At 57.9% G+C, this 23,357-nt stretch carries 26 protein-coding genes; 6 read left to right on the plus strand and 20 right to left on the minus strand.

The features are described 5' to 3' along the window. Genes arnC through arnF form a run of 6 tightly spaced genes read left to right on the plus strand, consistent with a single transcriptional unit; the run spans position 1 to position 6,250 of the window. A complete protein-coding gene (gene arnC / locus QMG44_RS19080; RefSeq protein WP_020884516.1) occupies positions 1 to 984 on the plus strand; it encodes an undecaprenyl-phosphate 4-deoxy-4-formamido-L-arabinose transferase in 984 nt (327 codons plus the stop codon). Next, a complete protein-coding gene (gene arnA, locus QMG44_RS19085; protein WP_086532988.1) occupies positions 981 to 2,963 on the plus strand; it encodes a bifunctional UDP-4-amino-4-deoxy-L-arabinose formyltransferase/UDP-glucuronic acid oxidase ArnA in 1,983 nt (660 codons plus the stop codon). Before arnC ends, arnA begins: the two co-directional genes overlap by 4 nt. Further along, positions 2,960 to 3,862 carry a 4-deoxy-4-formamido-L-arabinose-phosphoundecaprenol deformylase gene (gene arnD, locus QMG44_RS19090; RefSeq protein ID WP_020884517.1) on the plus strand — a complete coding sequence of 301 codons (903 nt, stop codon included), beginning with the start codon at positions 2,960 to 2,962 and terminating at the stop codon, positions 3,860 to 3,862. The genes arnA and arnD overlap by 4 nt, the downstream gene beginning before the upstream one ends. Then, positions 3,859 to 5,514 carry a lipid IV(A) 4-amino-4-deoxy-L-arabinosyltransferase gene (gene arnT / locus QMG44_RS19095; protein ID WP_063435118.1) on the plus strand — a complete coding sequence of 552 codons (1,656 nt, stop codon included), beginning with the start codon at positions 3,859 to 3,861 and terminating at the stop codon, positions 5,512 to 5,514. Before arnD ends, arnT begins: the two co-directional genes overlap by 4 nt. Continuing rightward, the gene (arnE, locus tag QMG44_RS19100; protein ID WP_014172049.1) at positions 5,511 to 5,849 is read left to right on the plus strand and encodes a 4-amino-4-deoxy-L-arabinose-phosphoundecaprenol flippase subunit ArnE; all 339 of its coding nucleotides are present in this window, start codon (positions 5,511 to 5,513) and stop codon (positions 5,847 to 5,849) included. Before arnT ends, arnE begins: the two co-directional genes overlap by 4 nt. Beyond that, positions 5,846 to 6,250 carry a 4-amino-4-deoxy-L-arabinose-phosphoundecaprenol flippase subunit ArnF gene (arnF, locus tag QMG44_RS19105; protein ID WP_073397691.1) on the plus strand — a complete coding sequence of 135 codons (405 nt, stop codon included), beginning with the start codon at positions 5,846 to 5,848 and terminating at the stop codon, positions 6,248 to 6,250. The genes arnE and arnF overlap by 4 nt, the downstream gene beginning before the upstream one ends. Here the strand turns inward: arnF and acpT are convergent. From acpT to QMG44_RS19205, 20 genes are all read right to left on the minus strand, one after another. Further along, entirely contained in the window at positions 6,207 to 6,800 is a 594-nt protein-coding gene (acpT, locus tag QMG44_RS19110; protein WP_025202827.1) for a 4'-phosphopantetheinyl transferase AcpT, read from the minus strand. The two genes, arnF and acpT, sit on opposite strands and share 44 nt — an antisense overlap. Before the next feature lie 2 nt (positions 6,801 to 6,802). Then, positions 6,803 to 8,032, minus strand: a complete 1,230-nt coding sequence (locus QMG44_RS19115; RefSeq protein ID WP_020884520.1) for a beta-ketoacyl-ACP synthase — start codon at positions 8,030 to 8,032, stop codon at positions 6,803 to 6,805. Then, positions 8,029 to 8,760: a 3-ketoacyl-ACP reductase FabG2 gene (locus QMG44_RS19120; protein ID WP_020884521.1), complete on the minus strand. Its 732-nt coding sequence runs from the start codon at positions 8,758 to 8,760 to the stop codon at positions 8,029 to 8,031. The genes QMG44_RS19115 and QMG44_RS19120 overlap by 4 nt, the downstream gene beginning before the upstream one ends. Next, positions 8,757 to 9,230: a 3-hydroxy-fatty acyl-ACP dehydratase gene (locus QMG44_RS19125; RefSeq protein WP_044866493.1), complete on the minus strand. Its 474-nt coding sequence runs from the start codon at positions 9,228 to 9,230 to the stop codon at positions 8,757 to 8,759. The genes QMG44_RS19120 and QMG44_RS19125 overlap by 4 nt, the downstream gene beginning before the upstream one ends. After that, positions 9,227 to 10,396 carry a beta-ketoacyl-[acyl-carrier-protein] synthase family protein gene (locus QMG44_RS19130; protein WP_040018248.1) on the minus strand — a complete coding sequence of 390 codons (1,170 nt, stop codon included), beginning with the start codon at positions 10,394 to 10,396 and terminating at the stop codon, positions 9,227 to 9,229. Before QMG44_RS19130 ends, QMG44_RS19125 begins: the two co-directional genes overlap by 4 nt. A 1-nt stretch (position 10,397) precedes the next feature. Next, positions 10,398 to 10,976, minus strand: coding sequence for a DUF3261 domain-containing protein (locus QMG44_RS19135; RefSeq protein ID WP_014172042.1), 579 nt, complete (start codon positions 10,974 to 10,976; stop codon positions 10,398 to 10,400). Then, positions 10,973 to 13,297 (minus strand): MMPL family transporter, encoded by a 2,325-nt coding sequence (locus QMG44_RS19140; protein ID WP_086532987.1) that lies wholly within the window; start codon positions 13,295 to 13,297, stop codon positions 10,973 to 10,975. Before QMG44_RS19140 ends, QMG44_RS19135 begins: the two co-directional genes overlap by 4 nt. Beyond that, complete coding sequence (locus tag QMG44_RS19145; RefSeq protein WP_025202832.1) at positions 13,266 to 13,871, minus strand: outer membrane lipoprotein carrier protein LolA; 606 nt, start codon at positions 13,869 to 13,871, stop codon at positions 13,266 to 13,268. Before QMG44_RS19145 ends, QMG44_RS19140 begins: the two co-directional genes overlap by 32 nt. Further along, positions 13,868 to 14,290: a thioesterase family protein gene (locus tag QMG44_RS19150; protein ID WP_014172038.1), complete on the minus strand. Its 423-nt coding sequence runs from the start codon at positions 14,288 to 14,290 to the stop codon at positions 13,868 to 13,870. The genes QMG44_RS19145 and QMG44_RS19150 overlap by 4 nt, the downstream gene beginning before the upstream one ends. Before the next feature lie 3 nt (positions 14,291 to 14,293). Beyond that, complete coding sequence (locus QMG44_RS19155) at positions 14,294 to 15,985, minus strand: glycosyltransferase (RefSeq protein WP_086532986.1); 1,692 nt, start codon at positions 15,983 to 15,985, stop codon at positions 14,294 to 14,296. Beyond that, entirely contained in the window at positions 15,976 to 16,329 is a 354-nt protein-coding gene (locus QMG44_RS19160) for a beta-hydroxyacyl-ACP dehydratase (RefSeq protein WP_020884527.1), read from the minus strand. Before QMG44_RS19160 ends, QMG44_RS19155 begins: the two co-directional genes overlap by 10 nt. Further along, a complete protein-coding gene (locus QMG44_RS19165; protein ID WP_086532985.1) occupies positions 16,316 to 17,677 on the minus strand; it encodes an AMP-binding protein in 1,362 nt (453 codons plus the stop codon). The genes QMG44_RS19160 and QMG44_RS19165 overlap by 14 nt, the downstream gene beginning before the upstream one ends. Next, positions 17,670 to 18,257: a hypothetical protein gene (locus tag QMG44_RS19170; protein ID WP_086532984.1), complete on the minus strand. Its 588-nt coding sequence runs from the start codon at positions 18,255 to 18,257 to the stop codon at positions 17,670 to 17,672. The genes QMG44_RS19165 and QMG44_RS19170 overlap by 8 nt, the downstream gene beginning before the upstream one ends. Before the next feature lie 6 nt (positions 18,258 to 18,263). Then, positions 18,264 to 18,515, minus strand: coding sequence for an acyl carrier protein (locus QMG44_RS19175; RefSeq protein WP_014172033.1), 252 nt, complete (start codon positions 18,513 to 18,515; stop codon positions 18,264 to 18,266). 13 nt (positions 18,516 to 18,528) lie between these two features. Continuing rightward, complete coding sequence (locus tag QMG44_RS19180) at positions 18,529 to 18,786, minus strand: phosphopantetheine-binding protein (protein WP_020884530.1); 258 nt, start codon at positions 18,784 to 18,786, stop codon at positions 18,529 to 18,531. Then, positions 18,767 to 19,582 (minus strand): 1-acyl-sn-glycerol-3-phosphate acyltransferase, encoded by an 816-nt coding sequence (locus QMG44_RS19185; protein ID WP_025202835.1) that lies wholly within the window; start codon positions 19,580 to 19,582, stop codon positions 18,767 to 18,769. The genes QMG44_RS19180 and QMG44_RS19185 overlap by 20 nt, the downstream gene beginning before the upstream one ends. Beyond that, positions 19,579 to 20,301 (minus strand): beta-ketoacyl synthase chain length factor, encoded by a 723-nt coding sequence (locus tag QMG44_RS19190; protein WP_086532983.1) that lies wholly within the window; start codon positions 20,299 to 20,301, stop codon positions 19,579 to 19,581. The genes QMG44_RS19185 and QMG44_RS19190 overlap by 4 nt, the downstream gene beginning before the upstream one ends. Positions 20,302 to 20,365: 64 nt before the next feature. Next, positions 20,366 to 21,430 carry a class I SAM-dependent methyltransferase gene (locus tag QMG44_RS19195; RefSeq protein ID WP_086532982.1) on the minus strand — a complete coding sequence of 355 codons (1,065 nt, stop codon included), beginning with the start codon at positions 21,428 to 21,430 and terminating at the stop codon, positions 20,366 to 20,368. A gap of 67 nt (positions 21,431 to 21,497) precedes the next feature. After that, the gene (locus tag QMG44_RS19200; protein ID WP_086532981.1) at positions 21,498 to 21,887 is read right to left on the minus strand and encodes a hypothetical protein; all 390 of its coding nucleotides are present in this window, start codon (positions 21,885 to 21,887) and stop codon (positions 21,498 to 21,500) included. A 323-nt stretch (positions 21,888 to 22,210) separates the two neighbouring features. Then, a complete protein-coding gene (locus QMG44_RS19205; protein ID WP_014172027.1) occupies positions 22,211 to 23,260 on the minus strand; it encodes an AI-2E family transporter in 1,050 nt (349 codons plus the stop codon). Between the last annotated feature and the right edge of the window lie 97 nt (positions 23,261 to 23,357).

Here is a 23,357-nt window from a genome sequence, read left to right on the forward strand (position 1 = left end):
ATGTTCAGCGCACCGCCTGTACAAAAAGTTTCTGTGGTAATCCCCGTTTACAACGAACAGGAGAGCCTGCCCGAACTGATCAGCCGCACGACGGCCGCCTGCGACACGCTCGGCAAAGCCTATGAAATACTGCTGGTGGATGATGGCAGTAGCGATAATTCCGCGCTGATGCTGACCGAAGCCGCGCAGGCCGAGGGCAGCCATATTGTTGCCGTGCTGCTTAACCGTAACTACGGCCAGCACTCCGCCATTATGGCCGGGTTCAGCCACGTGACGGGCGATCTGATTATTACGCTTGATGCCGATCTGCAAAACCCGCCGGAAGAGATCCCGCGTCTGGTTGCAAAGGCCGATGAAGGGTACGACGTGGTCGGCACGGTGCGGCAAAACCGTCAGGACAGCCTGTTCCGTAAGCTGGCTTCCCGCACAATCAACCGTCTGATCCAGCGAACCACCGGCAAAGCGATGGGCGATTATGGCTGCATGCTGCGCGCCTACCGCCGCCATATTGTCGACGCCATGCTGCACTGCCATGAACGCAGCACGTTTATTCCCATTCTCGCGAACACCTTTGCCCGTAAGGCGACGGAAATCCCGGTACTGCACGCCGAGCGCGAGCACGGGGAGTCGAAGTACAGCTTTATGCGTCTCATCAACCTGATGTACGACCTTATCACCTGCCTGACCACCACGCCGCTGCGCCTGTTGAGCGTTTTCGGCAGCATCATTGCCGTGTTCGGCTTCGCGCTCTCCGTGCTGCTGGTGTTACTCCGCCTGATCTACGGTCCCCAGTGGGCGGCGGAAGGGGTCTTCATGCTCTTTGCCGTGCTGTTTATGTTCATCGGCGCCCAGTTTGTCGGGATGGGCCTGCTCGGGGAATACATTGGCCGTATTTATAACGATGTTCGCGCACGTCCGCGCTACTTTATTCAACGTGTTGTCCGCCAGGAACACAAAGCATCTCAAGAGGAAATTCACCCATGAAAGCTGTTGTCTTTGCCTATCACGATATGGGGTGTGCGGGCACGCTGGCCCTGCTGGAAGCGGGCTATGAAATCGCTGCAATCTTCACGCATCCGGACACGGCCGGAGAGAATAACTTCTTTGGCTCGGTGGCGCGTATCGCCGCAGAGCGCGGTATTCCGGTTTATGCCCCGGACGATGTCAACCATCCGCTGTGGGTGGATCGCATCCGGGCGCTCGCGCCTGATGCCATCTTCTCGTTCTATTATCGCAACCTGATTTGCGATGAGATTTTAAGTCTGGCCGCAAAAGGGGCATTTAATCTTCACGGCTCTTTGCTGCCCGCCTACCGTGGCCGCGCACCGCTGAACTGGGTGCTGGTGAACGGCGAAACGGAAACCGGCGTCACTTTACACCGTATGGTGCACCGCGCAGATGCCGGTGCCATCATCGCGCAGCAGCGCGTGGCTATCGACGCGGATGAAACTGCGCTGCAGCTTCATCAGAAGCTCTGCACCGTAGCGCAAAGCCTGTTACGTGATGTGTTGCCAGCGATCCTTAACGGCACCTTCAGCGAGACCGCGCAGGATGAGAGCAAGGCGAGTTGTTTTGGCCGTCGCCGGCCAGAAGATGGTCGCCTGGACTGGAACAAGCCGGCTCGTCAGTTGCACAACCTGGTGCGTGCCGTTACCGACCCCTGGCCGGGGGCGTACAGCTTTGCAGGCGTAAGTAAATTTATCGTCTGGAAATCCCGCGTACGCGACGACATTCCTGCCGCCAAACCGGGCACCGTTGTCTCGGCTTCCCCGCTGATTGTCAGCTGCGGCGAACAGGCGCTGGAGATCGTTACCGGGCAAACCGATAACGGCGTTTACGTTCAGGGCGCGCAGCTGGCTCAGTCTCTGGGGCTGGTCACTGGCGCACTGATCACCAGCGCACCGGTTGTGGCCATCAAACGCCGCACCCGCGTGCTGATCCTCGGCGTCAACGGCTTTATCGGCAACCACCTGACCGAGCGTCTGCTGAAAGACGATAACTACGAAATTTATGGTCTGGATATCGGTGCCGATGCCATCAGTCGTTTCCTCGACAATCCGCGTTTCCACTTTGTGGAAGGGGATATCAGCATTCACTCCGAGTGGATTGAATATCACATTAAAAAATGTGACGTGGTGCTGCCGCTGGTGGCGATTGCCACACCGATTGAGTACACCCGTAACCCGCTGCGCGTGTTCGAGCTGGACTTCGAAGAGAACCTGAAGATCATCCGCGACTGTGTGAAATACGACAAGCGCATCATCTTCCCGTCCACTTCTGAAGTGTACGGCATGTGTACTGACAAAAACTTCGACGAAGACACTTCTAACCTGGTCGTCGGGCCGATCAACAAACAGCGCTGGATTTATTCCGTCTCCAAGCAGCTGCTCGACCGCGTGATCTGGGCCTACGGCGAGAAAGCGGGTCTGCGCTTTACGCTGTTCCGTCCGTTTAACTGGATGGGACCACGTCTGGATAACCTTAACGCGGCGCGTATCGGCAGCTCACGTGCCATCACCCAACTGATCCTGAACCTGGTGGAAGGCTCGCCCATCAAGCTTATCGAAGGCGGTAAACAAAAACGCTGCTTTACAGATATCAGCGACGGTATCGAGGCGCTGTTCCGCATCATCGAAAACAAAGAGGGTAGCTGCAACGGAGAGATCATCAACATCGGTAACCCGGATAACGAAGCGAGCATTCGCGAGCTGGCTGAGATGCTGCTGGCAAGCTTTGAACGTCATCCGCTACGCGATCGCTTCCCGCCGTTTGCCGGGTTCCGTGAAGTGGAAAGCAGCAGCTACTACGGTAAAGGTTATCAGGACGTTGAGCACCGGAAACCCAGCATTCGTAATGCGAAACGCTGCCTGAACTGGACACCGACGGTGAAGATGGATCAGACCATTGATGAAACGCTCGATTTCTTCCTGCGCACCGTGGAGCTGTCGGAACAGGTCTCATGAGAAAAGTCGGTTTACGCATTGATGTCGACACCTTCAGGGGGACGCGTGACGGCGTACCCAAACTGCTGGAACTGCTGAGCAAGCACAACGTGCGCTCATCCATTTTCTTCAGCGTGGGGCCTGACAATATGGGACGTCATTTATGGCGTCTGGTTAAACCGGCATTTCTGTTCAAAATGCTGCGCTCACGCGCAGCCTCTCTCTACGGCTGGGATATTTTGCTGGCCGGAACCGCATGGCCCGGCAGGCGCATTGGCGCGGGTAATGAAGCCGTTATCCGCGACGCGGCGCAGCACCATGAGGTTGGACTGCATGCCTGGGATCACCATGCCTGGCAGGCCTGGGCTGGCGTCTGGGATATTCCACGCCTGTCGCGTGAAGTTGAACGCGGCATGCTGGAGCTGGAGGCCATTACCGGCCAGACGATTCGCTGCTCCGCCGTGGCGGGATGGCGTGCCGACCAACGCGTGGTGAAGGCCAAAGAACCCTTCGCGTTTCGCTACAACAGTGATTGCCGCGGCACCGGGCCTTTTTTGCCGCTCATCGGGGAGAATCGCCTGGGGACGGTGCAAATCCCGGTCACGCTTCCCACCTGGGATGAAGTGGTTGGGCGCGAGGTCAGTGCCGGAGGGTTCAATCGCTATATTCTGGACTGCATTCATCGCGACACCGGTACGCCCGTCTATACCATCCACGCAGAAGTGGAAGGGATTGCGTATCAGCATGATTTCGATGCACTGTTGACGATGGCCGCTCAGGAGGGCATTCAGTTTTGTCCATTGAGCGAATTGCTGCCAGAGGATCTTAGCGTCCTGCCCGTGGGCAAAATTGTGCGTAATGAACTGGCTGGCCGGGAAGGCTGGCTTGGCTATCAACAAACCGTGAGTCCGGTATCATGAAAGCAGCCCGTTATGGCTTAGCGCTTCTCGCACTGTTTATCGTTTACTACCTCATTCCGATCGATATCCGCCTGCTGTGGCAGCCTGATGAAACGCGCTATGCGGAAATCAGCCGCGAAATGCTGGCGTCAGGAGACTGGATTGTCCCGCATTTTCTGGGGCTGCGTTACTTTGAAAAGCCGATTGCGGGCTACTGGATCAACAGTATCGGGCAACTGCTGTTTGGGCATACTAACTTTGCCGTGCGCGCCGGCGCCATATTCTCAACCGGGTTGACGGCTCTGCTGGTGATCTGGATGGCGTGGCGCCTGTGGCGGGATAAGCGCGTTGCCATTTTCTCCGGCCTTATCTTCCTGACCCTGTTCCTGGTGTATGGCATTGGTACGTACGCCGTGCTGGATCCCATCATTACCCTTTGGCTGGTGGCCGCTATGTGCAGCTTCTGGCTGGCCTCGCAGGCTGAAACCGTGGCCGGAAAAGCGGGTGGCTACGTGCTGCTCGGGCTTGCCTGCGGCATGGGGGTGATGACCAAAGGATTCCTGGCGCTGGCGGTGCCGGTGATAGGCGTGCTGCCGTGGGTGATTGCGCAGAAGCGCTGGAAAGAGGTGCTGATCTTTGGCTGGCTGGCCATCGTGAGCTGTGTGCTGATCGTCCTGCCCTGGGCGCTGGCCATTGCGCATCGAGAGCCTGATTTCTGGCGCTACTTCTTCTGGGTTGAACATATTCAGCGCTTTGCCCAGAGCGATGCTCAGCACAAGGCGCCGTTCTGGTACTACCTGCCGTTCCTGCTGGCCGGCAGTCTGCCGTGGCTGGCGCTGTTGCCCGGCGCGTTTCGGCTGGGCTGGCGCGAAAGAGACAACACGGGCGGTGGCTTTTATCTGCTTGGATGGGTCGTGATGCCGCTGCTGTTCTTCAGCATTGCCAAAGGCAAACTGCCAACCTACATCCTGCCGTGTTTTGCTCCGCTGGCTATCCTGATGGCGCGCTATGCCTGCATCGCGGCGGACAAAGGGGCCAGAGCGTTACGCATTAACGGCGGGATTAACCTGGCGTTTGGTGTGATTGGCGTGGTGGCGGCGCTGGTGGTCTCGCCGTGGGGGGTTGCTAAGCATCCGGTCTGGACATCCGTTGAGCTGTATAAAGTCTTCTGCGCAGTGCTGGCGTTTCTCGTCTGGGCGGCTGTCGGCTGGTTTACCGTGCGGCAAAGCGCGCAGCGCTGGTGGCTGGCGGCGTTGTGTCCTGCTGGCGTGGCGCTGCTGATTGGGTTTGCCATTCCTAACCTGGTGGTAGATTCCAAACAGCCGCAGTCGCTGGTGGATACCATCCGTGACCCGCTTCAGAGCAGCCGGTTTGTGCTGGCGAACAATGTTGGCGTGGCCTCCGGGCTGGCGTGGGAGCTTAAGCGTAATGACATCATTCTGTTTGGTCAGAGCGGCGAGCTGAGCTACGGGCTAGCGTACCCGGATGTGAAAGACCGGTTTGTCGAGAAAGATAATTTTGCGCAGTGGCTGGCAACGCATCGCCAGCAGGGGGGCGTGTCACTGGTGATCCTGCTGTCAAAACACGACGATATTAAGCGGGCTCATCTGCCAGAACCGGACAGCCTGTATATTCAGGGCCGTCTGGCCTGGCTGCAGTATTTACCGCAATGACGACCTGGCTCTGGTTGATACTGGCAAGCCTGCTGACCTGCGCAGGGCAGCTGTGTCAGAAGCAGGCCACCCGTCCGGCGAAAGCCGGGCGGCGTGGCGCGCATATTATGCTGTGGCTGGGCCTGGCATTGCTGGCGCTGGGCAGCGGCATGCTGGTCTGGCTGGTGGTCCTGCAGCGCCTGCCTGTCGGCGTTGCCTACCCTATGCTGAGCCTCAATTTTGTCTGGGTGACCCTGGCGGCGAAAGCATTCTGGCATGAAAAAGTCGCGTTGCATCACTGGCTGGGCGTCGGGTTCATCATCATCGGCATTGTTATCCTCGGAGGAAGCCTGTGAGAGGAACGTTCTGGGCGTTATGCAGCGTAATGCTGGTCAGCGCGGCGCAGCTGCTGCTGCGCTATGCCATGCAGGCCCTGCCGCCAGTCAGCGAGCTTGATGCGTTTGTCTCCGCGCTCTGGCACGTCTCGTCCGGTACTGGCGCGCTGCTGCTGGGACTCATGGGGTATGTGGCCTCGATGGGCTGCTGGTATCTGGCGTTGCATCGCATGGCACTCAGCAAAGCGTATGCCTTGCTGAGCCTCAGTTACATTCTGGTGTGGGCCGCGGCCATTTTGTTGCCCGGCTGGAACGAACACTTTTCCTGGCACGGGCTGGCGGGGGTCGGGATGATTATTCTCGGCGTGCTGGTGATTTTTATGCCACGGACATCCCGTGGTGAGCAATCGTCCCGGCGGTAAGGGTATAAGGCGTTGAGGTGCAGACGGCAAGACTGAGCGAGCCGAACTGGAGCTGGCTTACCGAATGCGTCTGCGACGTGCTGTCGATACTGACAATCTGCCAGGCGCTGCCGCCTCGCTGCTTCACGATGGCCTCTTTACGCGTCCAGATCCCCCAGAAAGCAGAAAGCTTTGTCTCCGGGTCTTCGCGCTCCAGCTCCGCATGTTCCGCCACGCTGAAGACGGCGTTAGCCAGCGCCTGCCAGTTTTCACGTGGGCGGATAACTTCGATATCACACCCCACTTCGCCTTCGTCGCTCAGCAGCAGCGCGATATTATCGCCGCTGTGACTCAGGTTAAACCAGAAGGGCTGCGCATCCACGAAGGCCGGCTTCCCTTGCTCACCATAGACGATCTCGGGTAACGGAGAAGGAGAAAGCGTTTTGGCGAGCAGGGTTCTCCCCGCCAGCCAGGATGCATTTCGTGCACCCGCAGGTGCCATATGTGCAAGCGTCGACGCCAGCGGGTCTGCGCTCAGGGTGGAGATCTTTCCCAGTATAAACTGGTACATAGTTACGCCCAGCGTTTGATGATTATCGACGTGTTGATGCCGCCAAATGCGAAGTTATTGCTTTGCAGATACTCGCAGTCAATCTGACGGGCTTCACCCATAATATAATCTAAAGCACCACATTGCTCATCCGGTTGTCTTAAATTGAGCGTCGGGGCAAACCAGCCCTCACGCATCATCTGCAGACTCATCCAGGCTTCCAGTGCCCCACAGGCGCCTAACGTGTGGCCAAAATAGCTCTTCAGCGACGAAATTGGCACGTTGTCGCCAAAGATAGCGGCGGTGGCCTGGCTTTCAGCGATATCACCGCGATCGGTGGCGGTACCGTGCGCGGAGATGTACCCCATGTCCCGCGCGCTTAACCCTGCTAACGCCAGCGACTGCTCCATACAAATTTGCATGGTGTCACGTTGTGGCTGGGTGATATGGGCTGCATCACAGTTGGTGGCGAAGCCAACGATCTCGCCATAGATAGTTGCACCGCGTGCTCTGGCATGCTCAAGCTCTTCCAGAATCAGGGTGCCTGCGCCTTCCCCAATGACCAGACCATCACGCTGCGTATCAAATGGCGAAGGGGTGGTTTTCGGCGCATCGTTGCGCTGGCTGGTCGCGAATAAGGTGTCAAATACCGCCGCCTCTGACGGACAAAGCTCCTCTGCTCCGCCTGCGACCATCACGGTCTGATAACCGTGACGAATGGCTTCCCAGGCGTAGCCAATGGCCTGACTGCCCGACGTACAGGCACTCGACGTCGGAATAACGCGACCCCGAAGGCCAAAGAACAGGCCGGTATTCACCGCGGTCGTGTGCGGCATCATCTGCACATAGGTCGTACCGGTGATGTTGTGGGTGTGTTTTTCGGTGAGCATGGTGGCGAATTCGCTGACCGGCCCGGTACTGCCTGTGGAGGAGCCATAGGCGATACCGGTTTGGCCATTCGTGAGCACCGCCTCGCCAATCAGCCCTGCCTGCTCCAGCGCCAGCTCGGTGGCGCGGGTCGACATCAACGACACGCGGCCCATGGCGCGAATACGCTTGCGGGTATAGTGTTCCGGCAGGGTGAAATCATCAATCGGCGCGCCCAGCAGGGTGTGCAGGCCATCGTAAACCTGCCACTCCGGCATTTTGCGTACCGCGTTGTCATACGCCAGCAGCCTGCGGGAAACGGATTGCCAGTCCTCACCGAAGGCGGTAACGCCGCCCATACCGGTAATCACCACGCGACGCGTCATAGCATTCCTCCGTTAATGGAAATGACCTGGCGGGTAACGTAGCCTGCAATATCTGACATCAGATAGCTGGCAAGTCCTGCAACCTCTTCGGCCTGGCCCATCCGTTTCATGGGAATGATGGACATTGCCTCTTTCAGCGCAGCCTCTTCCATTTCAATCATGCCGGTATCAATCAGCCCCGGCGCAATGCAGTTCACGGTGATATTGCGTTTTGCCAGCTCAATTGCCAGTGCTTTGGTCGCGCCAATAATGCCCGCTTTTGCCGCGCTGTAGTTCACCTGACCGCGGTTACCCATCATGCCGGACACGGAGGATAAGGTGATAATTCGCCCCCCTTTTCGGGTGGCGATCATCGGCATAATGCAGGGTTGAATAACGTTATAAAAACTGTCGAGATTGGTATGGATGACGCTGTCCCAGTCGTCTTCGCTGAGGGCCGGAAACGCACCGTCGCGGGTGATACCGGCATTACTGACCACGCCATACCATGCGCCGTGGGCCTCGATATTCTGCTCCAGCACGTCACGGCACTGTTCGCGGTTACCTGCATCGAAAGAGAGCAGGCGACCCTGACCGCCCGCCTGTGTGATGGTATCCAGCGTCGCCTGCGCGCCTGCGGCGTCACGGTGGTAATGTACGCCTACGGTAAACCCGTCAGCGGCAAGCTGGCAGGCGATGGCACGACCAATGCCTTTGCTGGCCCCGGTGACCAGTACGGAACGACTCATGCGTGAGATCCCTGATTAAAAAGCGATGTTAATTCTTCTGCGCTCGGCTGGAAGGTATTGACCCGGCCCGTGGCCAGCGTCTCCTCACCTGAGGAGATCGTACATTCAAAACTGCCGAAGCGTTCATCCTGCATCAGCAGTCTGACGGTGATGTCCAGCGTCGCGCCTTTTGCGAAATGTCCACTGGCGCAGACCAACTCGCGCGCACCCAGCACCATGCCCAGCGCAATATGATCTTGCCCTTTCTGCTGGCGATGCCAGCCTGACCAGACGCCAACGGTCTGCGCCATCAGTTCGAGCGCGTACCAGCCAGGCAAATCGCCCTCGGCATTCAAAAAGGGCGCCAGTACGCTTTGGCCGTTGACCGCGACACGGCATACGGCGGAATCGTCTGTGACGCGTTCAACGGATCCCAGCAGCATCATTGGCGCATCGTGCGGCAGATAGTCGACGGGTGATAAGTAGCTCATGACACTCTCCCCAGCAGGATGCTGGCGTTGTTGCCACCAAACGCGAACGAGTTAGATAAAATGACCGGTTTTTTCAGCGCGGTGCTCTGGTGCAGCACGCCGCACGGCGACAGCGTCTCGTCCGGCGCGTAGCGGGCGAAATCCTGTGGGGGTAACGGCAGGTCACGCGTCAGAATAAGCCAGCTCAACGCCGCTTCGGTGATACCGGCAGCGCCCAGCGTATGGCCGGTAAGGTGTTTGGTAGAACTGCAGGGCACGTTTTCTCCAAAGAGGTCGTGTACCACGTGTGATTCAATCTGGTCATTGAGCGGTGTGGCGGTGCCGTGCAGGTTGATATAGCCAATATCCTCCGGCTGAAGACCCGCGTCATTGAGCGCCTGGGTAATGGCGCGAATGGCACCTTCACCCTGCGGATGCGGCGCCGAAATATGGTAAGCATCGCTGGACTCGCCTGTTCCCAGCAGCGCGACCCCGGCGGGTTCACGGCTCAGCACCATCAGCGCAGCGGCTTCACCAATGGTGATACCCCGACGGTCGCGGCCAAACGGCTCGCAGAGCGTTGGAGAAAGCGATTCCAGACTGTGAAAGCCATTGACGGGCATCCGGCTCAGGGTATCTGCGCCGCCAACAATGGCAATATCCACCAGCCCGGCGTCAATCAGACGCCGGCCGCTGATAATTGCCCGCGCGCTGGAGGAGCAGGCGGTCGAGAGGGTATATGCCGGGCCCTCGAGCTGTAACCAGTTAGCAAGAAAGCGGGACGGATCGCCCAGCTCCTGTTGTGGATACTGCCACCGGGTGCTGGCTTCGCCGTTGAGCGTTAATCGTACGTGCTCATCCCCTTCATCGAGGCCGGAGGTGCTGGTACCCAAAACCACGGCCACGCGGTCGCGGCCGACCCGGGCAATCGCGTCGTCAACGGTGGACTGAATCTGTGCCAGCGCGGCCAGCAGCAGCTGGTTATTGCGGGTGCGGTGCGCGGACAGGGTATCCGGAATGGACGGCAACTCGCCTTCCACGCCACCCAGCACGGCGTCGGGCGCATCCTGCAACCAGCCGGACCGACAATGCATGCCAGGGGCTACGCCCGCCGTCAGGTTAGCGGCAATCTCATCCAGCGAGTTACCCAGCGCGTTGACCATGCCAACAGCAGAAATGTAAATCATCTCAGTCACCCAGATATTGAATGGTGATGTGGTAGTTAAAGACGTGTTGCTCGATGCTGATTGGCACGCGCTTGCCTTTGCGTTGCAGGTAGACAATGTCAGTGACCAGCTTGCCGCTGGCATTGCGTAGCTCGCGCCGATCGCCCTTGTCTTTAAGCGTCCAGCCCTTCGGCAGTTGTGGCTGCCAGGCGCTGAGTGGCCAGTGGCTGAGCATCACATCGGCCAGTACCTGGCTGGCGGGAGGCAGCTGCGGTACAACGATCGACTGTTCGGTGTGGATCCCGGTGTCGTCGTAAGTCGCCAGGAACAGACGGATACCGACGGAAGAGAGCCCGGCAAGCGTCACTTTGTGATCATCCGCGTTGAGCATGACCAGCAGGGACTGCGTTTGTCCGTTGAAGGTTCCGGTCAGCAGCTGCTGCGAACTGACCGCCGGGGTAATACCGGGCGGCGGCAGCGTCACTCGGGTTCCCGGCTGAAGCCAGGCCTGCGGACGTGTCCCTTCAGTATCGGTCGAATGGCTACAGCCTGCCAGCAGCAGCGTCGCGACCAGCGCGGCTGCGCGGTAAAAAGCATTCATTTTCGTTTTCTCTCTTTCTTAACAGGCATCGCCAGCGGCGCCAGCAGGAAGGCGGTAAAAATGCCGCTCACCAGCACAATACCGAAGCTGCTGATGGCCTGCGTGGCGCTGAACACGAGCATGCCTAACGTCAGCAGCGTGGTCATCATCGCCAGCGTGATGGCCAGCATCGACGTCAGCGGCGTACCGCGCGGGTTGCCGAAAAACAGCGTGTAGTTAATGCCAATGCCGAGCACCAGGACCAGCGCCAGCAGTGAAAACAGATTTACCGAATGCCCCGTGACGGCCAGCGCGGCCAGCCCGCAGCTGAGCGACAGCACGGACGGGACCAGACTGATAAGCCCTTTTCGCCAGCCGAGGCGTACCATCGCCCCGCAGGCAATCACCGCCAGCGCGACAAACAAGAGTCCCGTTAACAGCGTGCGGTAGAGCGCAAACAGGCTGTCAAAACTGGCCTTGCGATCGACCCAGACGACGCCCGCATGACGGGCGGCTACTTCGCTGAGTGCGGCGCTGTTGCGGGCGTTGTCCACCGGCACTAACACACCGCTTTCGCCGTCAGGCAGGGTCAGCCACAGCAGACGCCAGCCTTCGCTGGCCGGGCTGGCGAGCCACGCCTCCACGCTCACGGGCATGGCGTTCAGATTCGGTGTGACGGTGTTCAGCCCCGCGTTTCGCAGCGCGTTCGTTATGGCCGGCGCGGCCTGCTGCAACAGCAGCAGATCGCTTTTCTGGCGCGCCAGCGAATTTAAGGGCAGGGTCCGCCAGCGGGTAATATCCCCCGCTTTTTGGGCCTGGGCTAACGCCGGGGTAAAGGCTTCCAGCCGTTCCAGCGTTTGCTGCGGCGATGCGCCATACACCACAAACCATTTCTGATCGACACCTTGCCCGGTCAGGGCGGTAATGGTTTTCTCCTGCGCCAGAATGTCTTTGGGCAGCGCCTGTAGCTGGGCGATATCGTCGTTGACCTTCAGGGTGGCAAGCCCGGCAGCCGAGACCAGCGCCAGTACCACAGGCAGGCCCACAGAGAGTTTTTTATTGCGTCGCCAGGCGGCCAGCCAGCGCAACATCAGGACCATAAACGGAACCGGCCGCACCGGCAAACCACGACACAGCCAGGGATGCCAGAAAATCACCGTCAGACAGGAGGCGCTCAGCCCCACCGCGGCAAACACCGCCATCTGGCGGATCCCGGGGAAGGGGGCCAGCATCATAATCAGGTAGGCGGCAACGGTCGTCAGCAGCGCCAGCAGCAGCGCATTACGCACTTTGGCCAGGCTTTGCCACGGGGAATGTTCTGCGCCGTGCACCATGCGTTCGGTGAGGTAATAGAGCGTGTAATCCGCTGAAATTCCGATGATGCTCATGCTCATCACCAGCGTCATCAGATGCAATTCGCCAAACAGCAGCAGCGTCACCACCGTGCCCGCCAGCGCACCTGTGGCAATGGAAATCAGACACAGCAGCAGGGGTTTCAGGGAACGAAACACTGCCAGGATGAGCAGGATAACCCCAAGGATCGTGACGATGCCGAGCGTGGAGATGTCCCGTTTTGCCTGCTGGCTGGCGTAATCACTGTAAAACACGGTACCGCGTGAGAGCAGCTGCGCCTGCGGAAAGCGCGTTTTCAGCGTCTCCTGCAGGGCGGTAAGGGTGGTTACCAGCTGATGGGTTTGCTGCATATCAAACGATGATCCCGCCAGCTCACCGTGCAGCATATACCAGTAATTTCCACTGGCATCCTGGGTGACCAGCCAGCCGTCCATCAGCCGTAGCTTCTGGCTGTTTTGCGCCAGCGCCAGCTGCGAGCCGCGCATCAGCATCAGGGGATCGCTTTGCAACTCTTTGCCACTCACGCCGGAAAAGGCCGAGTAGAGCTGGGATAAAATCCACTGCGCCTGTGCCTCACCGCCGTTTTGCAGGCGGGCCCGGGTGGCTGAATCAATCAGGCCGTTGCGATGCTGCCAGAAGAACTCGCCCCAGGCCTTTTGCCCGGCGGCGTCCATCGGGCCTTTAACCTCCCTGAGCGAATGGCTGTTTTTCAACAGATCCAGCCACTGCTGCGCCACCCGCGGATCGGGTTCTTTACCGGGACTGACCAGCCAGACAAGCTGGCGGTCAAGACGCTGTATAAACGCGTCGTTGAGTGCCGGCGGGATTGCCCCGAGCGTCTGCTTCGGCAGCATAGCCAGTACGCTGCTGTTCAGGCGCGCGCCGGGCAGCAGCGACAGCAACACGCCCAACAGAATCAGGCATACCGTCGCCCACAGCAGCGCCGGGCGCAGGGATTTACGGTGCGGCAAAGCGTTGGCGTTCGTCATCGGTCAGGCTGGCGGGCGTCAGTGTGTGGCGGGAAAGGACGATATCGGTACGATCGCCCTGCTTATCGTTGAGGCGAATCGTCTCAAGGTAGGTCGCGCCGCCCAGATCGAGGGTAGCGAAAATTTTGTCCAGCGGTGTCGTTGTGGGGGTCAGCACCAGCGACCAGCGGCCTTCACCGAGATCGCGAAAATCGATGCGGAAGTTCTCTTCCAGCACCTTGCGGTCGGCCTGGAACAACGCCCGCAGCAGGTGGTTGAACTGGAACATCTGCGGATTATTGTCGGCGGTAATGGTCTGCGGAGGCTGGCCGTTGATCGTCTGGATCATTCGTTTATCATCCAGCAACAACGTCATGGGGAAAGGCGCTTTTTGATCCCACAGCAGGCCGCTGTCGCGTGCGATCAACATTTCGCCCTGCGAGCGCAGCGGCTGCGGCAGATCCTTAATCGTCCGGACCTGTTCGAAATGCGCGCGCACGACAGGTTGCCCGGTAAACCGCTGCTGCAGCTCATCCAGCGTCACGGCGCTCACCAGCGGGCTGATCATCAGTGCCAGCACAGGCAACCATCTCATGGCGTAACTCCCATTCGTTCAAATAATATAGCCGGGCTGACAAAGCACATTTCACGGCTGGCTTCTTCGACGGCCACCTGGATGGTATAGCCGGTGGTGGTGCGTTTACCGGTTTGCGCGTCGAAAATTTGATAGGCGATGCGCAGACGGTTTTCATACTCTTCGATGTGCGCGCGCACACGGATGCGCTGCTCAAAGGTCACCGCATCGCGGTATTTCACCCGGGTATCGACTACCGGCCAGACATAGCCTGACGCCTTCATCTGGCGATAGCCGTAGTTAAACTGGTTGAGCAGCGCCTCGCGGGCAATCTCAAAGTAGCGAAAATAGTTGCCGTGCCAGACCACGCCCATCATATCGACATCGTGGAACGGAACGGTGATTTCTACTTCGGTCGTAAAGCGGGGATCGGTCAGCACCCTTTACTCCTTCTCTTTGGCATCCGGCAGGTGCCAGAAATCGAAAAAATTAAACCAGTCGAGCGGTGACATTAAGGCGTAATGTTCAAGCCGCTGTGCATAGCGATCGACGGCCTGTTGCAGCGCCTGCTGGCGCTCCCCGCGTGGCAGAAGCAGCGGGTCGGCAAACGGCTCGCAGTGTATCGTGAGCGCACCCTGCTGACGCAGGGCGTAAATCAGCACCACCGGGCAGCGCAGAATGGAGGCGAGGATAAACGGCCCTTGCGGGAACGGGGCGGGCTGTCCCATAAACGAACTCCAGATCACCCGCCAGTCGCCGCCGCGCTGTGGCGTGACCGCTATGCGATCGCCCACAATGGCGACCCATTCACCGCGCTCAAGCTTCTCTTTGATGGCGATGGCGGTATCCGGGCCAATGTCCGTCACGGGCATCAGGTTAACCCCGGCCTGGGGTGCCATCTCGGTCATGATCTGTTTAAAGCGCTGCGCATTATCGCTAAAGACCAGCGCGTTGATGACTTTGCTGCCTTCCAGCTGAGCCAGTGCCCGGCAGGCTTCCACATCGCCAAGATGCGATGCGAGCAGCAGTTTACCTTGCGATGCGTCAGCATCCAGCACGTCATACGCACCGGGAGCAAAGACCACGTCACGATGAAACTTCAGTTCGCCGCGCCAGCTGGCGACTTTATCCAGCATGGCGTTACCGAAGCGCATAAAATGGAAAAAGCTGTTAAGGCGTGGCGGAACAGGCATGTTCCGCTGCGTCAGCACCTGCTTCACTCGTGCTGTCCACTGCTGTGAAGCCTGTCGCGCCGGTCGGGCCGTAAGCCAGTACACCCCGATAACCGGCCACAGCAGCACGGTAAAGGCCCGGCGGCCAAACAGCTGCCAGACGCGCAGCATCAGGCGCATACCCCACAGGCCTTTCACCTCGTCCTGCTGCGCCCAGTGCTGGCGGCGACGACGAAACAGCAGGGCGGGAATGCGGGGCAGCATGCCGAAGAACAGCCGGGTGTGCATCAGCGAGATCCGCACGTTGTCTTTGAGCGCGTCGAAATGGGATAACCCGTCCGGCGGATAGGTAACGCGGGTCGGCAGAAAATAGCTGGTATTGCCCTGCCAGTAGAGACGGACCATCACTTCGGTGTCAAAGTCCATACGTTTGCCAAGCGGCACGCGTGCGGCCAGCTGCAGCGTGGGCGAGACCGGGTAGACCCGAAAACCGCACATGCTGTCTTTAAGTTGCAGGGACAGGGTTTCAATCCATACCCAGACGTGCGTTATCCAGCGACCGTAGAGGCGGGAGCGCGGAATGGAATCATCGTAAATGGGCTGGCCAGAAATCAGCGCCTCCGGGTGACGCTCAGCCAGAGCCAGCATTTTGGGGATATCCTCAATAGCATGCTGGCCGTCGGCATCCACCTGTACGGCGTGGGTATAGCCCGCGCGGGCAGACTCTTCCAGCCCCTTAATGACCGCGGCACCTTTACCTGCGTTTTGCGCCAGACGTACCAGCGTAACCTGGGGCTGCCCGGCGGCCAGACGCTCCAGAATGCGGCGCGTCTGCTCGTCACTTCCGTCATCGACCACCAGGCAGGGCAAGCCGAACGGCGCCAGCCGCGACAGTACCTTTGCCATCATCGCGCCATGGTTGTAGCACGGGATCAGCACGCAGGGGCGGAAAGTTACTGACACAGGCGAATCTTCCCGCTGCTGGCAGTATGGCGATCGTCACCGGCATGGCGCTGGTAGCTGAAGGTCAGTATCTGACGTTCGGCATGCCAGTTAAGGACCAGCGTGACCGTGGTATCCGGCAGCAGAGGGGCCTGGAATTTCACATTTTGGATGCTGTGAAAACGGTAACCCGGTGCCAGCAGCGTGGTGGCGTAGTGCATGACCCAGTCAATCTGTGCCACACCTGGCAGCAACGGCTGTACGGCAAAATGCCCCTGGAACCAGAACAGGGAGGGGTCAAGATGCAAAACGATTTCCAGGTGCTGCGGCTGTGCCTGGTGGCGTTCGATTTCATGAATTTTCATGAAACAACTCCTGTAACTGCGCATAGACACGCTTATTCATACTGTTTACCGGCATCTCATCGATAATGCGCCAGTAGCGGGGGACGGCGACCGGCTCAAGCCAGGGCCGCAGGGCGCGGCGCCAGGCCAGTTCCTGCGTTTTTTTGCCCTGCTGATGCCAGCGCTGACGGGTCTTCTCATCCAGAACCAGCAGGACACCTATACCCTGACGACCTCCGCGGGTAACCGGTAACGCAGCGGCTTCACATATGCCCTCAAGCTCCAGCAGGCGACGTTCAATCTCGTTCAGTGAGATACGCTTTTCTTCGATTTTGACCACCCGACCACGACGTCCGGCAATGCTAAAAAAACCGTTACTGTCGAAGTGCAGGATATCGTCCAGCTGTAACCCTGCGGCTTCGTGAATGAGCGGGGAGGTCACGCGGCAGATTTCCCCTTCACTCTGGAACACCACGCCGGGGAAGGCGAGCCAGGGAACGCTGTCCGCCTGACGATGCCGCCAGGCGAGGATCCCGGTTTCGGTGCTGCCGTAGATTTCATCCGGCCAGACGTTAAGCCAGCCATGGGTCTCCGTGACATCGCACCAGGGCAGCATTCCCCCGGCGGAGATCAGCATCACGACGGGAGGGGCAGTCAGCTCGGTATCCAGCCGTTTCAGGAACGCCGGACTGCTGATAAAAAGGTACTGCCTGTCGTGAGGGAGTGCCGCCAGCTGCTCAGCGTAATAAAGCATGGCGGCGTGCAGCGGAAGCCCCATCGCCATTGGCAACATGATGCGGAACGTCAGGCCATAGAGATGTTGTGGCACGACCGAGGCCACAATGCTGCAGCCCGCCAGGCGTTCGCCAAAACGGTTCGCCAGCAGGCACGCTTCACGGTCCAGGCTGGCGATGTGCTTAATGACCCGGCGTGGGGTGCCCGTGGAGCCCGAGGTAAAGAGTTCAACAAAGCGCGCGTCGTCAATGACGGGCAACGGTGCCCATTGGCGCGCGCGCTGAGGGGAGGAAGTCACCACAATGACCTTTCCCTGAATATCCAGCGTCTGATCGCTCAGGACACCGCTAAACAGCGACTGCTGTTCGTCGAGCAGAGAGACCCGGCTATGGCCTGGAATGACCGGGGTTTTACCGGCATGCAGTGAGGCCAGCAGCGCAACAATAAACAGGTAGCTGTTTTCAAAGCACAGCGCCCAGCGTTCACCCTCCTGCTGTCGCAATGCTTCTACCAGCAAGGTGACATCGTGGCGCAACTCGCCCAACGTCCAGGTGCGATCGTCAAGCCAGGCAATCGGCGTGTCGTCAGGGCGTGGAGCATTTAACCACTGGCCCAGCGGGAGGGGTTTATTCATCGAGCTTCTCTTTTTTCATCACCCGTTGACGCACCAGCCACTCTGTCGCCATCAGCGTGCCCATCAGAAAATAAGCCACCATACCGTTCCACACTGTCCAGACATGCATATCGCCGTGTAGCACGGTAAACAGGGCTATCGCACCGTTACCGAGGAAAAACCCGCACCACACCAGCGTCACCTTACGGGTATATCGCACACCCGCCGGAGGCAAATTCGGTTCACGCAGACGTGCCAGCCGTTCAACCAGCGGCATGGTTGTCCACAGTGAGCCGCCAAACACGGCCAGCATCACGAGATTAACCACCACCGGATAGAGCAGCAGCCACTGGTGCGCTTTCAGCAGATAGCTTGCCGCGCAGAGCGCCAGGCCTGCCAGCGCAATGCACTGCACCGCATACCGCATCGGGCCTGCGTTTCGCCGCGCCTGATGCAGACGCAGCACCAGCACCAGGGCCATCAGCGGCAACAGCCAGTGCAGACCGTTGTGCGTCAGCCCCAATCCAATCAGGAATGGCCACGCCAGCAACACGACTCCCGTCAGGAGTGGGATTGCCGGAAACGCTCGTCCTCCAGGCACGGTGGTTTACTCGTCGCGCAAAAGCTGAGCGACAGCGTCAACCACATCCTGCACGGTACGGACAGATTTGAAGGTTTCCGGTTTGATTTTCGTCCCCGTTTTCTTCTGCAGGTGAACAATCATGTCCACTGCATCGATACTGTCCAGATCCAGATCTTCGTACAGGCGAGCCTCAGGCGTGATTTCCTGTGGGTCGAGTTCAAACAGCGTAGCCAGGAGTTCGCAGACTTCCTGATAAATGGTTTCTTGTTCAGTCATAACGGATCACATCTCAGGCGCGTTGAGCGTTGATAAAAGAAGCCAGCGTGGCGACGGAAAAGAAGTGCTGACGCATCTCTTCGCTTTCGGCAGACAGCACCACGCCATACTGGTTTTTCACGGCCAGGCCAAGTTCGAGGGCGTCGATAGAGTCGAGACCCAGTCCATCACCAAACAGCGCAGCATCGGTATCGATATCCTCGGCGGTAAGCTCGTCCAGATTCAGCGTGGTGATGATGAGATTTTTAATTTCAAGATGAAGCGCTTGCATCATTAATTCCTGACAAAGATTGAAGGCCTGATGTTAATCGATGCTGCAGATGCCGGTTTAACTGCCTTGCCGCCAGTGCCGGTTCTTGTGTTTTCGCATCGTAAAAAGCGTCGATATTCACGCGATCGCGAACATCTACGGTGAAAACGGGTTTTACGGGTGGTACGTCGTACCAGTGACTTTTTTTATCCAGCAGAGGTTCGCTGCAGTGGATCACTACGATGCGCAGGTCGCTGTGGCAGCGCACGGCAATATTTGCCGCGCCGCGCTGGAGGGAGATTGCCTCTCCCGACCGGGTTCGTGTGCCTTCCGGGAAGATTAACAGCGTGTCGCCCTGGGCCAGACGCTGCTGGCTTGCACTGAGGAGCGTTTCCGCTTCGCTGTTAATCAGGTAATCCGCTGCGCGAATGACGCCGCTGACAAAGGGGTTGCGGAGCAACGCACTTTTCACCAGACAGTCGGTTTCGGGCATGACGGACGCCAGGATCACGTAATCAATCAGCGTCGGGTGATTGGCCACCACCAGACAACCACGGTCCCCGCGAAGGGCGTCAAGATTGTGAATGCGATAGTCCAGTACCCCGGTGCCACGGGCGACATGTAAGAAAAAGCGGAAGCTGGCCGCGATACTGCGACGCGCCAGGCGACGGCGTCTGGCGCGGTCGCGCTGAACCAGCAACAGCAGGTTGAACCACACCAGCGACAGCAGCAGCCCGCCCGTGCCAAACAGCACGAAGCAGAAGCCGGTCATCATCAGACGCCATAACCAGTTGATACGGGCAGTCAGGCGGCTCATTCGCGTGTCCATTGCCACAGCAGACGTTCGCCTGAAACCACAAACTGCCGTTCATCGCGGAGGTAATGTTGCAGGAACATCAGGCTCTGCGGCAGGGGAGGTTCTTCACCCGTGCTGCCGCTGCGGGTTTCGCACTGCAGTGTGCTCCCGGCTTCAATCACCAGGGCCAGCGCGTAGGGCCAGGTGGGCATCTGCGGCGGTAAACCCGGATGATAAAAATCGGGCAGGGCGCCGTCAAAATCGACCAGCAAGACGCGGGAATAGCCCGCCTGAAGCAGGCTTAACACTTCACATAATGCCTGCTGGAAGGTGTCCAGCCCGGCAGAAACAGAAGACGAGACGATGGGGTGTCGCGCAGTGATCGTCAGGTTGCCCACCGCCGAATTGTGCACGGACATGGCAAAGTCTGTCGGCGAGACGGCCTGACCGGTCGCCAGGGAGTGCAGGATGCGGAAATTACGCTCCAGTTCGCCATGACGGCTGGAATAGACAACGGCATCAATCGCGTGGCGGCGAAGCAGGGTGAGTCCGAGGTCTACCGCCAGTTTACTGCCCGAGTTGAGGCGGCGCGCGGTCATCATCGGCAGTTCGGTAAGCTTAGGCAGCGGCGCAGCCGGGTCGAGGGTAAGGTGCTGGCGTGACCACGCCTGCCACTCTGCGGCATCGCTCAGGCCTGGCGCTCTTGCCTGCCAGTCAATTATGTTCAGTGAAAATTTCATCTACGCGCGTCCGCGGAAAACCATCATTAAAAGACAGGCAAGCCTGCCGGGCAGTTCAACTGCTCTATTGTTCAATTTTTTGACAAATCAATAGGGTATGACCTACCCCAAGGTTGTCCAGCCGCTGTTCTACGTGGAAACCGGCCTGCTCCAGGTAGTGATAAAATTTCTCTACACTGTAAAACCGGCTGTTGCCGTTCGCCATACAGGTGAAATAAAGCGAGGTAGCATTCAGGCTGAATGAGGCGGCTTCAAATTTTTGGGCATCCCAGAACAGTTCCATGATGCACAGTCGCGTGCCGGGCTTCATAACCTGTGCAACGCGAGTCAACATGGCGACAATCTGGTCCGGAGAGAAACAATCCAGGAACTGGCTCATCCACCAGATATCGGCTTCACCCGGCAATGTCGCATGACTAAGCATATCGACAGCATGGAAGCCAATGCGATGAGATAAACCTGCTTTTTCGATGTTTTCCTGCGCCAGCGTTATCTGCTGTGGCAGGTCAAGGATCGTCACGGCAACATTGTCGTCATAGCGGCAGCAGCGTAACGCCCATTTACCCGTATTTCCGCCCACATCGTACAATTTTGTCGGCGAGCTTGCGAATATATATGGCAGCGCCGCGTCGAAAGCGGCATCAGAATAGTAATGATCAAAAGCGAACCAGCTCTCTTTTGCCTGCGCGGGTAATTGTGATAATGCCGGATAGATGGTTGGCCAGTTGCCAAACACGGATAATCCCGCCGGTTTTTCTTCCTGCAGGGCATCGGCCAGATGGAATAATCCCTGGTAACAAACATCCTGCGTGAAATCCATATTCACGCGAGTCATGGTGTCATGCAATAAGAAATGGCCCACCTTTGCCAGGAAATAGCGCCCTTCTTTACAGGTAACGATCCGCCCGCTTAATCCCATATCCAGCAATACGCTTACGCTATAACTGCTCAGGGTACTGTTTTCGGTTATTTCCTCGAGACTTGCCCCTGTTTTCCCTTTTTTATCCAGCCAGGAAAGCACGCCCGAATTACGCAGACAACGCGCGGTCTGAAACAGCATCGGCGCAAAAGCGATGCGTTGCGCTTCGGTAATGGCGTCCAGCGCGTTGAGGGTGTCCTTTTCGTACATGCGTGCGTAACCTTATGAGGCCGAGAAAAACGTTATCGGGCCATGTCGGCCCGACATGAGAAAAATATTACAGCGCGGCGCCTGCAAAGAGGTTCATCTGAATATCGTGGTCGAGGTTATGCACCCAGCGGTTATAGTTTTTGTGAATTTTACCGTCGGCGGCTTTCAGGTTCATACTGCTTTCGTAATTAATTGAATAGCTTGTCGCAGAATAAGGAATACGGATTTCGACCGAATGGTCGCGTGCCTGCAGACGGCCTTTAATTACGCCCGGGCCCGCTTCGCTCATGATCCAGTCGCGCTTCTGGCCTGCTTTCAGAATGGCGGTTTTCACCTGCTCAGCAGTGTGGCCTGTACTGACAGTAGCGTGAACCTGATCGATTGGGGCGGTACGCGCGCAACCGGCCAGTGCGCCGACGACAGCAACAGCAGCAAACCATTTAATGATCTTTTTCATCAACAACTCCGTATCAATAATAACAATTTAAATCAGTAATTTTAAAAAATTATATTTTGGCGGAGTATTATCGCTAATAAGGATAATTTTTGTCGATATAAAAGTGGGTATTTATTTTACGCGAGGGGAGGTGTAATGCATTGAAACGAAAGGGTGAGAATTATATGTCATGTAATTTGCGTTAAATAAATATTTGCATGACGATTCATTTATTAGGGCAAGATAAATAACGCGAAATCCTCCTTACCGAAAATGAAAATTACCGCGCGGTGAGCGTCGCGGTAATTTTCGGTGTGTTGCAGAGTTACGCGTTGTGGGACCCGTTATCCCGGCAGGCGGCTTTTCGGTCGCCCGGGACCCAACAGGATCGCCAGTTTGCTGCCACCTTTGGTGGTTTCCATCCAGATCTTACACACGCTGGTCAGCGGTACTGACAGTAACATCCCGACCGGCCCCAGCAGCCATCCCCAGATCAGCAATGACAAGAACACCACCAGCGTCGACATTCCGAGACGGTGGCCCATCATGCGCGGCTCAAGGATATTGCCCAGCACCATATGCACGACCAGGAACAGCGCCCCCACCAGCATGCACTCGTAAAAGCCATTGAACAGAAACGCCTGAATCATCGGCGGCACGGCGGAAAGCACCGCGCCGATGTTGGGTACGTAGTTCAGCAGAAACGCCAGTACGCCCCACATCAGCGCGAACTGCACGCCCATCAGCATCAGTCCCAGCCAGACAATCACCCCGGTCCAGACGCTTAACAGCGTTTTCAGGGCCAGATATTTGGACACTCCCTTCAGGGCCCGGTGTAAACCCGCAATATGAATTTGCGGGTTATTCAGCGCAAAGCGCAGCTTATAAGGAACATGGCGGACCTCGAACAGCATAAACACCACCGTCATCACCAGCAGCAGGATGCTGGCCATCGCGCCGGAAAGGCCGGTCATCAGGGTGGTGGCGTAGGTCATGACCTTCTCTGAATCCATGCGGCGTAACATCCGCTCGGGTGAGATATGCAGGTTAAGAAAAGGCATCATCTCCTGAAGCGAAACGATCTTACGCGTCAGCTCTTTGTTGTACTGCGGGAGCATGGTGGAGAATTCACTGAGCGACGCCGCGAGCACGCCGAAAAGCGCCGTCAGGGCAATCATCATCACGATGACCACGATAGTAATGGCCACCGGACGGCTGATGCCCCGGCGCAAAAACCAGGTCACCAGCGGATTAAGCACAATGGCAAAAAAGAGCGCCAGCAGGAGCTGGACAATGATGTCAGCGGCAGCATGGATACCTGCAAGGATAACCACCAGGCAGGCGAGTTTTAATAAGATGTGAAGTCCTGCTTTGTCGGACTGGTTCGGTATCATGCGGGTTCCTTAATGTGATAGCCCGTTAAGTGTAGTGCCCGGTGGCCGCTTCGTCTGGAGCCGATAATCTGAAAGTCAGTGCTGATTTTCTTATCCT

This window comes from Enterobacter sp. 200527-13, from assembly GCF_027924865.1.
In the GTDB taxonomy this organism is placed as follows: Bacteria; Pseudomonadota; Gammaproteobacteria; order Enterobacterales; family Enterobacteriaceae; genus Enterobacter; species Enterobacter ludwigii.

Excerpts from the sequence above, each read along its gene's own strand:
- arnC (WP_020884516.1), top strand. The coding sequence starts at position 1 with ATGTTCAGCGCACCGCCTGTACAAAAAGTTTCTGTGGTAATCCCCGTT.
- arnA (WP_086532988.1), top strand. The coding sequence starts at position 981 with ATGAAAGCTGTTGTCTTTGCCTATCACGATATGGGGTGTGCGGGCACG.
- arnD (WP_020884517.1), top strand. The coding sequence starts at position 2,960 with ATGAGAAAAGTCGGTTTACGCATTGATGTCGACACCTTCAGGGGGACG.
- arnT (WP_063435118.1), top strand. The coding sequence starts at position 3,859 with ATGAAAGCAGCCCGTTATGGCTTAGCGCTTCTCGCACTGTTTATCGTT.
- arnE (WP_014172049.1), top strand. The coding sequence starts at position 5,511 with ATGACGACCTGGCTCTGGTTGATACTGGCAAGCCTGCTGACCTGCGCA.
- acpT (WP_025202827.1), bottom strand. The coding sequence starts at position 6,800 with ATGTACCAGTTTATACTGGGAAAGATCTCCACCCTGAGCGCAGACCCG.
- QMG44_RS19115 (WP_020884520.1), bottom strand. The coding sequence starts at position 8,032 with ATGACGCGTCGCGTGGTGATTACCGGTATGGGCGGCGTTACCGCCTTC.
- QMG44_RS19120 (WP_020884521.1), bottom strand. The coding sequence starts at position 8,760 with ATGAGTCGTTCCGTACTGGTCACCGGGGCCAGCAAAGGCATTGGTCGT.
- QMG44_RS19125 (WP_044866493.1), bottom strand. The coding sequence starts at position 9,230 with ATGAGCTACTTATCACCCGTCGACTATCTGCCGCACGATGCGCCAATG.
- QMG44_RS19130 (WP_040018248.1), bottom strand. The coding sequence starts at position 10,396 with ATGATTTACATTTCTGCTGTTGGCATGGTCAACGCGCTGGGTAACTCG.
- QMG44_RS19135 (WP_014172042.1), bottom strand. The coding sequence starts at position 10,976 with ATGAATGCTTTTTACCGCGCAGCCGCGCTGGTCGCGACGCTGCTGCTG.
- QMG44_RS19140 (WP_086532987.1), bottom strand. The coding sequence starts at position 13,297 with ATGACGAACGCCAACGCTTTGCCGCACCGTAAATCCCTGCGCCCGGCG.
- QMG44_RS19145 (WP_025202832.1), bottom strand. The coding sequence starts at position 13,871 with ATGAGATGGTTGCCTGTGCTGGCACTGATGATCAGCCCGCTGGTGAGC.
- QMG44_RS19160 (WP_020884527.1), bottom strand. The coding sequence starts at position 16,329 with ATGAAAATTCATGAAATCGAACGCCACCAGGCACAGCCGCAGCACCTG.
- QMG44_RS19165 (WP_086532985.1), bottom strand. The coding sequence starts at position 17,677 with ATGAATAAACCCCTCCCGCTGGGCCAGTGGTTAAATGCTCCACGCCCT.
- QMG44_RS19175 (WP_014172033.1), bottom strand. The coding sequence starts at position 18,515 with ATGACTGAACAAGAAACCATTTATCAGGAAGTCTGCGAACTCCTGGCT.
- QMG44_RS19180 (WP_020884530.1), bottom strand. The coding sequence starts at position 18,786 with ATGCAAGCGCTTCATCTTGAAATTAAAAATCTCATCATCACCACGCTG.
- QMG44_RS19185 (WP_025202835.1), bottom strand. The coding sequence starts at position 19,582 with ATGAGCCGCCTGACTGCCCGTATCAACTGGTTATGGCGTCTGATGATG.
- QMG44_RS19190 (WP_086532983.1), bottom strand. The coding sequence starts at position 20,301 with ATGAAATTTTCACTGAACATAATTGACTGGCAGGCAAGAGCGCCAGGC.
- QMG44_RS19195 (WP_086532982.1), bottom strand. The coding sequence starts at position 21,430 with ATGTACGAAAAGGACACCCTCAACGCGCTGGACGCCATTACCGAAGCG.
- QMG44_RS19200 (WP_086532981.1), bottom strand. The coding sequence starts at position 21,887 with ATGAAAAAGATCATTAAATGGTTTGCTGCTGTTGCTGTCGTCGGCGCA.
- QMG44_RS19205 (WP_014172027.1), bottom strand. The coding sequence starts at position 23,260 with ATGATACCGAACCAGTCCGACAAAGCAGGACTTCACATCTTATTAAAA.